Source organism: Anaerocolumna sp. MB42-C2, from assembly GCF_030913705.1.
GTDB lineage: Bacteria > Bacillota > Clostridia > Lachnospirales > Lachnospiraceae > Anaerocolumna.
In genome coordinates, this window is the sequence record NZ_CP133190.1 from 2,827,113 (window position 1) to 2,838,839 (window position 11,727).

The window sequence follows — 11,727 nt, forward strand, 5'->3', positions numbered from 1 at the left end:
AATTTTTATATTACTCCTCTTACCGTCTTCCAATCAATAAATAGAGTATAGCTATCTGTTGTAAATCTTAAAACTACATATCCTGGATCATTAGGTCCGCTAAAATGATTAGCCAATCCAGAATACCACATTTCATGTTTAACATCCCGATCGGTGATTATTTCCATCCTACCTTTTAATGATATGTGGTACTCCGTCGAATTAAAACAGACACATGCATCTGGACGAAATTGAATACGCTCCGTACGAGTACCAAAGCCAGTACAAAATGCTATGCTTTTGATACCATCCGCTTTTGATGGAGTAATAGTTGTTGTGTTCGGACGATCATCTATATCCATTAATGTTAATGCACAATATCCATCCTCACCACATTGTCCCTGAATAATTTCTATTGCTTTTTGAATTAGTTCCTCATTCACATCCATATTTTTTTCCTTTACAAATTCAAATCTATCTGTTTCATTATTAATAAAAAATCTTTAATTACCCAACACACCGTTCTGCTGCTAGATTAGATTTTTCGTCAAAAGTAATTATTAGCATAATACTTCTCCCATAAATCTAAGTGGCATATGCTGCCTTTTCATTCGCAAAGAAATAATCTTTTCTAAATCCATTGAATTACTCTCTTTCGTACTTAGCATTTTCCAACTTCCATTTCTTACACTGTTCAATTCGTGCACCATGTGGTGTATCTCCGTGTTCAGGGTCACATGAATACTGTGTTAGAAGATTGCAGGGAAACTCAGAACACTCTCCACAATGTAAAGCTCCTTTATTTTGACAACATATAGCTATAGGGCACTCCCCATGAAATGGATTCCCATTTGTTTCTATACATCCACCACAGTTATAAGGTTCCTTCCACTCACATCCTACGCAATGTAATCCGCATCTTGAAACAACCATACTATTTATTCACCTCCGTTTTCAACAGAATATCAAATTGAACATGACATCAGTATGTCATGATTCATAAATATTTTTCATTCTTTCTATTTCATCTTTTATTTTCTCCACCAAGTCAATCGGCGAAATAACTTTTACCTTACTACCAAACTGTAACAACCATTGAATTGCAGCATCCAAGCTGGAAAAGCCCCACTTAGTATATAATTTTCCATCATCCATTATTAAAAAGGATGATGGGCCATATTCATCTACCAATTTGAATTTCAAGGATGGTTCATATATTGCTTCTATGAAATAATCATCCGTCATATGTAAACCATATTTACTTTTTCCCTCTGGTATTTCTCTAGTCACATACTTTTCTTCACATCTACTTAAGTTCCACAATCTTCTTAATTTATACATTCTAAAATCATTACGCTCTGTTGAATATCCAAACACATACCAATCAGACCATTTGAAAACAATTTTATATGGTTCAATTACCTTATCTTCTTCTCCCTTGTTATAGAAATAATGAAATGCAATAAGCTTTCTATCTCGAATCGCAGATTTTATTATTTCTATTTTTTCTGTTAAATCACCCTTATAGAAAGAGGAAAGGTCAATTTCAATATGTTCTGCAAGCTCAGTAATGGAGCTGTCACCAATTTTCTTAGCTAATTGTTTTGCTGTGTCTGAATCAGAAACGCTGTCTATTGACTTTAATCCAGAAAAAATAGCTGTAAGCTCTTGTTCAGTAAACACTGTTGTGTCTAATGAGAATCCTTCCATTATCGAGATTCCACCATTAGCTCCTTGTGTTGTAACTATAGGAATTCCAGCCTTACAAATATCCTCGATATCTCGATTAATAGTCCGTCTCGATACTTCAAATTTTTCTGCAAGATATGGGGCTGTTACAATTTTATTCTGTTGTAGTGTCGTAATAATACCTATATGGCGATCTATCTTCATGAGTACCTCAACACCCTCTTTTAAACATAAATACAATACTATTCTTAAAATCCGTATCATTTTTCTAAATACTCTTAAAATATTCACTCCGAATCAATAATAATATCCTATCGTGACACTAAATTCTGCTGACATTTTGCTGACGTAAAAACTGGTAAGCCGCTTATTTGCGGCTTACCAGCGTTTTTAGGTCACTCAAACTCAGCGCCTAGAATCATTTTGGAGATACATTTGTTTCTGTTTCGTGTTTTTAAATCGCTGAATTCCATGTAGTATTTTATTTTTGTTGCGTCATAGAGAAATTTTAGAATCAAAATAGAATCAAGAAACAAGTTTTAATGCTTCATTAATATATTCTTGTAGAACAACATAACTATTGAGCATACCATCTGACGTTTGATTACTTTGATCAGAAATATATCTTAATTTATCTTTCATATTATCACATATATCTTCCAGTTCTTTATTCTCAATTTCCTTTGCATAGCGCAGAGAATGATTTAAAGTCCTTTCTAATCTTGTTCTAAAAACATATGGCGACTCATTTTTCATTTCGATAATTTTCATCCATTCCAAGTTAAGATTTTCTCTCATTTTTCTCTACTCCTTCCATAGCGATCTCCAATAATTCATTTTCGCATTTAATCCAATATTCAAGCATTTCTTTGCTTCCATTATCAACATTATACTTTTTCCCAGTTTGGAACAATCTATAATCATATAGCTTAGAATATTCATCTAACGTAAATGTAATTTGTTCTTTATATATCTTCTTACATGTTATTATAACAGATTTTCTTCCAAAATCAATTTCATTATTTAAATATGCAATTGCTATGCAGGTATTTCTCACTAAAGAAGCCAAAACAGAAAGCTCATAATTAATATTTATATATGAATTACTCAATTCATTATATATATCATTTACGATTTGTTTATATTCCATTAAATCATTCAATACACCATCATATTTCGGTAATGATATTAGTAGCTTTTCGAGATCACCACTTCTACTATATTGCTTAATCCCTTCTTTTTTTATATGCCACAAAAAATAGGATCCATTTTTAAACATTCTCTCTATTTTTGAAAGTCTGTAAAGCGAAATCCATTCTACAGGGACTTTCAATTTTTCAGCAAACATTCTTTTATAATTAACATATTCTTTTTCTTCGCAATCGTCAATAACAATTAAAATATCAATATCACTATATTCATCATTTTCTCCACGAGCTACGGATCCAAACAAATATATTTCCATTATGTTTTTTTCAGTCAATAAATTTCTGATTTTCAATTTCTCCATTCTATCCTCTTCTATTGATATATCTAAATAGTGCAGCCACAAAAAATCCTGTTAATATTATTCCAAGTCCACCTTCAGTTACTGATAATATTTTATAACTCAATTTCGTAGAATTATAATCACATGTTACAGTAAAAAAATTACACAAGCTTATATATATTGCGGTTGGAAAAGACATCTTCACTTCTCCTTGTAAACTTTTAATACTGCACATGTAACTTACAACAAAAAACACCTGCACTATTACAACATTAAGAAATAATCTTGATAATTTTTCACCATACCCCCACAATGTTTTATTTAGTTTGCTAAGTAAAAAGTTAAATAAACCACTAAACTGATCTACCCAATTATATTTTTTATAATAGGGTTCATTCCCTTTATGCCAAAATTTTTTCCAATAATATTTTTCACTTGCTTTCTTTTCTTCAAAAAAGTACTTTCTATAATTTGATTCATCACCTATCTTCAAACACTCTAATGATAAATTTTTACATAATTCCCATCTAATATTTGGTCTCTCTGAAATTGATTCTTTCAAGTATTTATATGCAATAATGCAATTATCAAACTTGCAATAGTCAAAAACGCAATTAACTATAGTAACCTCGTCAAAATTACAATTTATAAATATAGATCCAGAAAAATTAACGTTGTCAAAATATGCTTTTTTAAAATAACAATCAATAAATACATTAAATTTAAAATCATCTGATGAGAACTTTGCCTCTCTAAATCCCATTTTCGCAAATGTTGTATTGTTAACTATGTAATGTTCACTCTTCCAATTTTTGTCAGGTCTCTCATTTGCAATAATTTTATTCTCTATCTTAGTATTACTTTTTATTTCTGTATACTTTTCTGATGTTCTCCCCTCAAAATATTGTTGCATCCAATCTCTCCCTCCCTTATTTTATATCATTCTTTCTTTCAAAAAACGTTTCTATATGAATTAATTTTATTAATTTAAGCTTTTTGTAATAAATTTACATTTCATAATTTTCTTCAATTTCATTTAGCAATTATTAGCTACATTTCCTCAAAATAGATTGTAATCTTTGTGTTTGTTCTTCAAAGTCTACCTTTTGTCTAATTCTTTTCTCTAGAAATCTTTTTATTATTTCAAAACAATTCTCTATATTTTTAAGCATTTCATCTGTAAATGTAATTGTTGTAATTCCATACTGACTAAAATATTCATTTCTCTTAGCCATTTCCTTTTCCCATTTTTCTTTAATATCTTCATTCATATCTTTTTGAGTTTTAGTTTTTATTCCACTAATCTGCATATGTGTTGACTGTGGACTAATTTCAAATCCTATTAACTCTCTTGTATATGAATTTAGTATTGTAAAATCAAGTCTATACTTATGATTCACATTTTCATTTTCAAATCTTAACTCTGGAATCAATAATGGCACTTCAAATACATTATCTATTTCACTGAGATATTTAAAATACTGTTGCATTATTTCTTTTTCATAATCAGACTTTGATAATCTGAAGATAATCTGTTCGTAAAAATTAATGAATGATCCAATATCGGAAAATGTATATGGCTGTGGATTTTCAGGCATGACTATTCCCGTGTTTAATATATGACCTAATGTCCAATATTCGTACTTTGCTCTTCTTATTTCACTTACATCATTTGTCCACTGACCATTTCTAAACGCAGGGCTAATCATTATTCCCCAAAATAGCGGATTACTCCCAAACCATATTTCCCACAAATTTTCATTTGGTTTGAACCGTTTTCTTTCTTTTACGTTTCTATAAAAATTTCTTTCCAAAAACACGTCAATATAATGGCTACATACCGGGAACTTCATCATCTCGAGAATAATATATTGATGCTTTCCATTGGGTCCTTCATATAACTTCTCACCATATTGATCACATAACCCCTTTATCCACTGTGCCTTAAAATCTCTTGGGTTAAGAAATTCTGTTCTTATGCTGTCCACAAATATATTGTTTTTGCCACCAATAGTACTATGCATTGATTGTAATGAAGATGATTTTTTTCCTTCGAATAATCGCAAATCTTCATATATTTGCAACACTTCTTCTTGATCTCTCAACAAAATTTCTGTCAAATGCTCTGCATAAGACCATGCACTTGTATAAGCCATTTTCACTCTACCTCTCTGATTCTTTTTTATATTTCAAGTATTTTCGTGGCATAACCCAAACTTATCTAACAACGAATGCATACTTTCCTTACTTAAGGTTATTAATTGAATCACTTTATCTTAAACAGCAGTACCTACCCCGCTCTTTCTTATAAAATCTTTGATTACTCCAAGATGATCTGCTGTTCCACCTAATAATCTAACTTACCGTTTTTACATTATTGCATCGCTAATTGCAATATTTGATACAACTAAATCTAAACTACACCCAAATTATAGTTAACTCAAACTAACGTGCAACTATATAAATCAGTATATTTACAATACAATTATTCACAAATATTTTCAACAAATATGTATATATTATAGTATTTATTTTACTATTTATCTACCAAAATCTACTATATATTGCAAAATTATTTTCACTCCTCATACCGAAAAAACTCCCTCGCCATCATCTTCGCCGTTGCCAGATTATATCCCTTCTTCAAATACCCCTGCACAATATTTCCAAACATATCTTTCACCATCTCAGCCTCAATATCGCAATATGCCTGCATCTCTCCAGATAATGCCATAGCAACATATTCAATCGGATTATTTTCTAGTAATCTATGCAGCTTTGTCAGTGACTGCTCCGTTGTCCGAAGTTTCGCTTCCACTTCCTCGCATCTGATTTTTAGGAAATTACCGTCTTTATAGGCAACCTCCACAAATCCGTTATCATCATTAAACTCACAACCAATAATATTTTTCATATCATCCATAACAATTCCCCTTTCTTATCTGTGCTTGTCTTCTTGGTTTCTATTAAAACTGCAAAATCCATCACGCTGTCGCTCAATTTCAATAATCTCATCAACCTTATCTGCACCTGCATGACGTTTCACTCGGTCAAGATCATCCGCTTTTTCCTGAAGTTTCTCGATTCGCTTATCCTTATCAAATAGCTTCTCAACCAGTTTTTTCACTTTAGCTTTATACCAAGTTACATCTTCTGATAGAGACTTAATCTTTTCCTCTAACACCGTTAATTGATCCGCCATTTTCTTGATTGCATCTTTAAATTTTGCCACCAGCGGAAACGCCTTGCTTTCATAAAATGTCTTGGCACTCATAAAACCACCAGGTTCTGGAAGTGTCCATTCTGGATAATCATATCTTCTAATATTTTGCTGAACCACCTTCTGCATTTCTTGCATTTGCAGAATTTCATTATTCAACAATTGATGTTCTTCCTTTAGATCATCCTTTGATTGAAGTAATTCCAATTTCTCCAAACTAAGCTTTTTAGTATCTGTAGATAGTTCTTGATTTACAGATTCCAAAGTCTTAATATCTGACTCCAGTTTTTTCTTTTTATCCTCGAGTTCCATCTGTTCAAAAAGAATTTCTGATGTTGCATTCGTCAGTTTGTATTTCTCTGTCCTCAAATCAGAACTTTCTTTTATAAGCTGATTATTTTCAACCTTTAACGCCTGAATTTCTTTATTAGCACAAGTAAGTTCTTTCTGCTTTTCATCAATGCGCTGTTCCAATTGCTCCACTTCCTTGGCTCGCTCCTGTTTCTCATAATCCAAAACACTTAAATGTTTATTATGAGTACCAAGTTGTTTCCAATCGATACCATATTTACTCATAATTAGAGCCAGTTCTTGCTTCTCATTCTCCATCCACTGGTTCCATTCTGTAGCTCCTCTGGTACCGCCTTTAAACCCCATGGTTGCAAGTGCACCCTTTAGTGATACTCGTGTATCAAGTCCACGCTTACTGTCACTAGTAAATGGAATAAAATCTATGTGAACATGAGGAGTTTCCTCATCCATATGCAGATGGGATGAAAATACCCGAAGATTTGGATTTCGTTCCTGAAATCCTCTTGCAAACTCATCTAAAATATCTTTGGCAATTTCACCACCTGAAGTTCTTACATTCATATCTTCTTTACTGCCAATTTGAAAAATCACTTCATGAAACAGCTTTTCTTGCTTGCTAGTTCTGATTTTTTCATAGTAATCAGCAATTTCACGGTCACTTCTAATCTGTTTAGCATTGTATCGTTTCAGTGCTCCATCAAATAATTCATGGTAGACCTTCTTTATATTATCTTCACAGTAAGTAACATTTAAGTATATCCTATTACTGTCTACATTCTTGGCACTAAAGGATCTGTTGTTGTGATTAAAAGACCCCTTACCCAGCATTCCACTAATCGTTCTCTCTATAAGAATTCCTCCTCTTTTATCTGTAATAAGTGCCGGATACGGCACTTAGGCTTTGTTACTTTCGCCGAAAGTAACGCAAAAGCACTTTTGACATCAACGTCTCACTGACGTGAGCCATTGCCATCAAAAATGCAACCTGATAAATCAGGTTTTGCGGTCTGCCGACGGCTTTATGACACCTATCGGTGTCAATATGGTGCTACTTGCACCAACAATATCTATAAAATTATCAATGTGCGATAGTATACTTTGCATTCCCAATTCCGTGGGTTATGAATTCCATTATGTTCTGCATGTTTCATTATGCATTTCCGACAGAATTTCGTATTTCATAACCAATTTCCATAATGCTAATAATTTCAAAAACCATTATAGATTCCCGACGTACTTTTAAAATTTCATAATGACAATACTTTGCGTTGCTATGAAATTGCCCATTTAGGACAGATAAAAGAAAATCAAGGTGGCAAGATTCCCTATTCTTATAAATGACTACCATCTTGCCATCTTCCCCTATAGCATCCAGAACCACTGATTGCCAATTTTCACAGAATCAATATTCATTTCACGTTTAGCATTTAATAGCGTTTTCTTCTTGATCCCCTTTTCTATGGCAAGTTCTTCGATTTCCTTACTGCTCTTTTGTCCATCCGATAAAATATCAGTTAAAAAGGTTTTGGCATCCTTGGTCTTTTGACCTCTGCTATCACCAGATAATAATTCTTCCACGCTGATATCATAGCGACCTTCCCAAGTAAATCCTGCGTCTGCATCCAATCGAAATGCAATGGATGTTCCTTCAGCCGCAAGGCTACTTTTATCATGAGCAATGACTCGAAGTGTAGGATCTTCTTTTATCCGTCCAACTACTAACACACTTCTTGCAGTAGCCTGAAAATCGATAGAGCCAAGACCTCTGTAGGTTGATTTACTTCCACTAGCTTTATTCATATGACCAATAAGAATGATGGCACATTGATATTTCTCTGCTATACCACCCAATCGCTTTAATACCGGGCGAATCTCATTTGCTCTGTGCATATCTACATCTGCTCCCAGATATGCCTGAATCGGGTCAAGAATCACTAGCTTTGCACCAGTTTCCTCGATTGCCATTACCAGCCGTTCATCTGTCATAGATAACTCTTGCTGGCTTTCATCGATAACCATGATTTTGCTACAATCTGCTCCAGCTTCTAATAACCGTGGCTTAATTGTATCTTCCAGACCATCTTCCGCTGTCTGATAAATAACATTGACTGGTTCCCGATCCTTATCGTCACAAGGAAGCATTTTCCCTTTGGATAATAACGCTGCTAATTGTAATACAATGGTTGTTTTCCCTTCCCCAGGATCACCCTGAACTATGGTTAATTTCCCTAATGGAATATAGGGAAACCAGAGCCAGTCCACTTCCTTTGCAACCACATCTGCCATATTTATCAGGTGATATGGTTTATTTGTCTGTTTTGCTTCTTCCATGAAAAGCCCCCTTTCAAACTTGTGATTGTTACTAGCAGAAGCCTTTGCTATACTTGTATTTGCGAGATACGGTATCAAAGGCTCTGCTTTTGTTACTACTAATGTCCTTACTCTTTTGTAGGGACATTTTCTTTGTTGTCCTGCCATAAATATTTGGCTCCGTCTAGCATCCAAATCATTGCTTTTAGCAAGTTCAGATACTCTAGCCTCATATCTTCCAGTCCATCTTTTGATAAAAATACTTCTGACTGTTCAAACTGCTTTGTTACCTCTTGGAGCATTTCCATCATCATCCGTAGCTCCCGCACCAATTTGTAAATCAGCTCTTTCTTCCCCACCACACATACATGGTTATAAATACAGGAGCGGACAAAATAATCTTTTTTATTTAACCCACAGACTATAATCTTCGCTTCAATTTCTTCCCTCTCTCGTTCAGAAATACGAAAGCTTATAGTAGGATTCTTGTGTACTCCACTCATAGTTCTTCATCCTCCTCTTTCTCAAATTCCCCATCCAATCGGTCTGCCAACTGTGCCTGCTTATTGGGATATAAATGGGAATAAGTATTTAGTGTAGTCTCAATCTTTTCATGCCCCAGACGTTCTGCCATTTCTAGCGGTGTAACCCCCATCTCCACAAGTAAGCTGGCGTGACTGTGACGGAGATCATGGAGACGAATTTTCTGAACACCAGTATTATTTACTCCTCGTTTCATTTCGCTGGTCAAATAACTGCTGGTACAGTGGAAAATTCTTTCATTTGACATAATCCCGTATAATTTTCCAGTGTAATCCTGTAACTCATCCACCAGAAACTTTGGAATATTCACTTTACGATTACTCTTTGGAGTCTTTGGTGTTGTAATCAAATCCTTTCCCTCAATTCGTGTATAGGTCTTTGTGATAATGATTTTACGGTTTTCAAAATCGATATCATTAAAAGATAGTGCCAGTAGTTCCCCAATTCTAATACCAGTCCAGTATAGAATCTGAAATGCCATATACGACATTGGCTTGTCCTTTACACCTTCTAAAAATTGAAGATATTCGGCTTTTGTCCAGTAAAGCATTTCCTCTGCTTTGCTTTTGCCAATGGTACCAGCTTTCTTACAAGGATTGTTTTTCAAGTCATAATACCGCTCTGCATAATTAAATATTGCTGCAAGTTGATTGTTAATAGTCTTTAAATAAGTTGCTGAATATCCATCTTTCATCAATTTGTTTTGCCATTTCCGAATATCCGCCGCCTTGATATCGTTAATTGGTTTGTCCTTGAAATAAGGCAATATCTTGAGGTCTATAATATATTTCTTAGTCCTCATTGTTGTCTCTTTCAAGCGGTTCTCTATATCTTCATAATAGAGCTCCACAAATTTTTCAAATACCATATCCAGATCACTTTGTTGCTGTTGCAAGAAATCCATTGCCCACTGGGTGGCTTCCGCTTTGGTGCGGAAACCCCTTTTCAGCTTTTTCTTTTTCTTGCCCTGCCAGTCCGTGTAATAAAATTGAACCAGCCATGTGCCTAACTTCTTGTCCTTGGTTAAATTCATATAATCATCTCCCTTCTATTGAATAACCTGAACTCCGAAAAACTTCTCTTCAAAATACTTGGTTGGAATCTTTCCAGCAATTGTGATACAGCCCCTTGCTTTTAATTCGTCATTCATTTTTCTGATGACGGTATAGGCATAAGATTCTGACATTCCAAGTATATTTGCTACTTCTTGTGCTGATAAATACATCTGATTTGTATTCTTCATTTGGTGCACCCCTTTCTTTTGTTGTTATAGATACTTTTGTATCTCTTGATATTTTTGTATTATACAGATACATTTGTTTCTTGTCAACTCTTTTTAGAATCAATTTTTATCTGAACCACATTTACAATCACTTCCAAAAATGTACCTCTACTTAGGTATGCAAATAAAAACCCTTTTGGGGCGTATTTTCACAAAATATATTTATTTTTTAATTGCTATGTGTAATTATCTCTTATAATTGGTAGGCAATGAAAATCATGATTTGGCAACCCTAAAAATTCTTTTTAAGTTTTTCTTTCTTTTCTATATATGGCATGATAGAATACAATTGTATCTCACAGATACTTTTGTGTTTTATCTGTAAAATGATTTCGAAAGGAGTTTTTACATGACAGTTGGAGAAAAAATAAAGACTTACCGAACCATGCGTGGTATTTCTCAGAAAATGCTTGGAGAACTTGCAGGCGGTATTAATGAAGTGACCATAAGAAAATACGAAGCCGGTGACAGGAATCCAAAACCTGACCAGCTTCTTAAAATTGCCAATGCACTTGGCATAAGTATTAATTTGTTTATGGATTTTGATATAGAAACAGTATCAGACGTGCTCTCTCTCATCTTTAAGATGGACGAGCAGGTAGACCTAGAATTTCAAGGAAAGAAAAATTCAAAAGGTGTTATTGATCCAAAGACCTTGACCTTGCGGTTCAATCATCCACAGATTAATGAAAGATTAGCAAAATGGGCGCAGGCAAAGGCTGCTTTGCAAAAAACGATTGATTCTAGACATGAATTTGGAAGTGATGGAGAATATAATGCCGAAGTAGCTGAGTTAACGGTAATGTGTGAGCGAATCAAGCAGAGCTTGGTGGATAGTAATTTGGTGGTAAATAAGGGAACTGATGTAACATCTATTCAATCATTTATATCAGATTAAAATGA

Annotated in this window: 15 protein-coding genes; 1 reads left to right on the plus strand and 14 read right to left on the minus strand. The window is 33.9% G+C overall.

Features of this window, described 5'->3' with window-relative positions; all coding sequences use genetic code 11:
- Nucleotides 1-5 precede the first annotated feature (5 nt).
- The 14 genes from RBU59_RS12345 to RBU59_RS12410 form a co-directional block, all read right to left on the minus strand.
- On the minus strand, nt 6-428 hold the full coding sequence (locus RBU59_RS12345; RefSeq protein WP_308148172.1) for a pyridoxamine 5'-phosphate oxidase family protein: 423 nt from the start codon (nt 426-428) through the stop codon (nt 6-8).
- Nucleotides 429-539: 111 nt separating this feature from the next.
- Nucleotides 540-689: a hypothetical protein gene (locus RBU59_RS12350; protein ID WP_308148673.1), complete on the minus strand. Its 150-nt coding sequence runs from the start codon at nt 687-689 to the stop codon at nt 540-542.
- Nucleotides 625-912: a DUF3795 domain-containing protein gene (locus RBU59_RS28665; protein WP_308148173.1), complete on the minus strand. Its 288-nt coding sequence runs from the start codon at nt 910-912 to the stop codon at nt 625-627. The genes RBU59_RS12350 and RBU59_RS28665 overlap by 65 nt, the downstream gene beginning before the upstream one ends.
- Nucleotides 913-969: 57 nt before the next feature.
- Entirely contained in the window at nt 970-1,872 is a 903-nt protein-coding gene (locus RBU59_RS12360) for a helix-turn-helix transcriptional regulator (protein WP_308148174.1), read from the minus strand.
- A 321-nt stretch (nt 1,873-2,193) separates the two neighbouring features.
- Nucleotides 2,194-2,466 (minus strand): hypothetical protein, encoded by a 273-nt coding sequence (locus tag RBU59_RS12365; RefSeq protein WP_308148175.1) that lies wholly within the window; start codon nt 2,464-2,466, stop codon nt 2,194-2,196.
- The gene (locus RBU59_RS12370) at nt 2,450-3,178 is read right to left on the minus strand and encodes a nucleotidyltransferase domain-containing protein (RefSeq protein WP_308148176.1); all 729 of its coding nucleotides are present in this window, start codon (nt 3,176-3,178) and stop codon (nt 2,450-2,452) included. Before RBU59_RS12370 ends, RBU59_RS12365 begins: the two co-directional genes overlap by 17 nt.
- Nucleotide 3,179: 1 nt before the next feature.
- Complete coding sequence (locus RBU59_RS12375) at nt 3,180-4,070, minus strand: pentapeptide repeat-containing protein (protein ID WP_308148177.1); 891 nt, start codon at nt 4,068-4,070, stop codon at nt 3,180-3,182.
- Nucleotides 4,071-4,203: 133 nt separating this feature from the next.
- Nucleotides 4,204-5,313 carry a hypothetical protein gene (locus tag RBU59_RS12380; protein WP_308148178.1) on the minus strand — a complete coding sequence of 370 codons (1,110 nt, stop codon included), beginning with the start codon at nt 5,311-5,313 and terminating at the stop codon, nt 4,204-4,206.
- 422 nt (nt 5,314-5,735) lie between these two features.
- A complete protein-coding gene (locus tag RBU59_RS12385; RefSeq protein WP_308148179.1) occupies nt 5,736-6,080 on the minus strand; it encodes a DUF6061 family protein in 345 nt (114 codons plus the stop codon).
- Between the two features lie 15 nt (nt 6,081-6,095).
- Nucleotides 6,096-7,517, minus strand: coding sequence for a plasmid recombination protein (locus RBU59_RS12390; protein WP_442871712.1), 1,422 nt, complete (start codon nt 7,515-7,517; stop codon nt 6,096-6,098).
- Between the two features lie 534 nt (nt 7,518-8,051).
- Complete coding sequence (locus RBU59_RS12395; protein WP_308148181.1) at nt 8,052-9,020, minus strand: AAA family ATPase; 969 nt, start codon at nt 9,018-9,020, stop codon at nt 8,052-8,054.
- Nucleotides 9,021-9,127: 107 nt separating this feature from the next.
- Nucleotides 9,128-9,502, minus strand: a complete 375-nt coding sequence (locus tag RBU59_RS12400; protein ID WP_308148182.1) for a plasmid mobilization protein — start codon at nt 9,500-9,502, stop codon at nt 9,128-9,130.
- Nucleotides 9,499-10,575 (minus strand): site-specific integrase, encoded by a 1,077-nt coding sequence (locus RBU59_RS12405; protein WP_308148183.1) that lies wholly within the window; start codon nt 10,573-10,575, stop codon nt 9,499-9,501. Before RBU59_RS12405 ends, RBU59_RS12400 begins: the two co-directional genes overlap by 4 nt.
- Before the next feature lie 15 nt (nt 10,576-10,590).
- Nucleotides 10,591-10,785 carry an ICEBs1 excisionase gene (locus RBU59_RS12410; protein WP_308148184.1) on the minus strand — a complete coding sequence of 65 codons (195 nt, stop codon included), beginning with the start codon at nt 10,783-10,785 and terminating at the stop codon, nt 10,591-10,593.
- Between the two features lie 388 nt (nt 10,786-11,173).
- Between RBU59_RS12410 and RBU59_RS12415 the strand changes: the two genes are divergently transcribed.
- Nucleotides 11,174-11,722: a helix-turn-helix domain-containing protein gene (locus RBU59_RS12415; protein ID WP_308148185.1), complete on the plus strand. Its 549-nt coding sequence runs from the start codon at nt 11,174-11,176 to the stop codon at nt 11,720-11,722.
- Nucleotides 11,723-11,727: the final 5 nt, after the last annotated feature.

Bases quoted from the DNA above. Each gene is read 5' to 3' on its own strand.
- RBU59_RS12345 (WP_308148172.1), bottom strand. From the start codon at position 428: ATGGATGTGAATGAGGAACTAATTCAAAAAGCAATAGAAATTATTCAG.
- RBU59_RS12350 (WP_308148673.1), bottom strand. From the start codon at position 689: ATGGTGCACGAATTGAACAGTGTAAGAAATGGAAGTTGGAAAATGCTA.
- RBU59_RS28665 (WP_308148173.1), bottom strand. From the start codon at position 912: ATGGTTGTTTCAAGATGCGGATTACATTGCGTAGGATGTGAGTGGAAG.
- RBU59_RS12360 (WP_308148174.1), bottom strand. From the start codon at position 1,872: ATGAAGATAGATCGCCATATAGGTATTATTACGACACTACAACAGAAT.
- RBU59_RS12365 (WP_308148175.1), bottom strand. From the start codon at position 2,466: ATGAGAGAAAATCTTAACTTGGAATGGATGAAAATTATCGAAATGAAA.
- RBU59_RS12370 (WP_308148176.1), bottom strand. From the start codon at position 3,178: ATGGAGAAATTGAAAATCAGAAATTTATTGACTGAAAAAAACATAATG.
- RBU59_RS12375 (WP_308148177.1), bottom strand. From the start codon at position 4,070: ATGCAACAATATTTTGAGGGGAGAACATCAGAAAAGTATACAGAAATA.
- RBU59_RS12380 (WP_308148178.1), bottom strand. From the start codon at position 5,313: ATGGCTTATACAAGTGCATGGTCTTATGCAGAGCATTTGACAGAAATT.
- RBU59_RS12385 (WP_308148179.1), bottom strand. From the start codon at position 6,080: ATGGATGATATGAAAAATATTATTGGTTGTGAGTTTAATGATGATAAC.
- RBU59_RS12390 (WP_442871712.1), bottom strand. From the start codon at position 7,517: ATGCTGGGTAAGGGGTCTTTTAATCACAACAACAGATCCTTTAGTGCC.
- RBU59_RS12395 (WP_308148181.1), bottom strand. From the start codon at position 9,020: ATGGAAGAAGCAAAACAGACAAATAAACCATATCACCTGATAAATATG.
- RBU59_RS12400 (WP_308148182.1), bottom strand. From the start codon at position 9,502: ATGAGTGGAGTACACAAGAATCCTACTATAAGCTTTCGTATTTCTGAA.
- RBU59_RS12405 (WP_308148183.1), bottom strand. From the start codon at position 10,575: ATGAATTTAACCAAGGACAAGAAGTTAGGCACATGGCTGGTTCAATTT.
- RBU59_RS12410 (WP_308148184.1), bottom strand. From the start codon at position 10,785: ATGAAGAATACAAATCAGATGTATTTATCAGCACAAGAAGTAGCAAAT.
- RBU59_RS12415 (WP_308148185.1), top strand. From the start codon at position 11,174: ATGACAGTTGGAGAAAAAATAAAGACTTACCGAACCATGCGTGGTATT.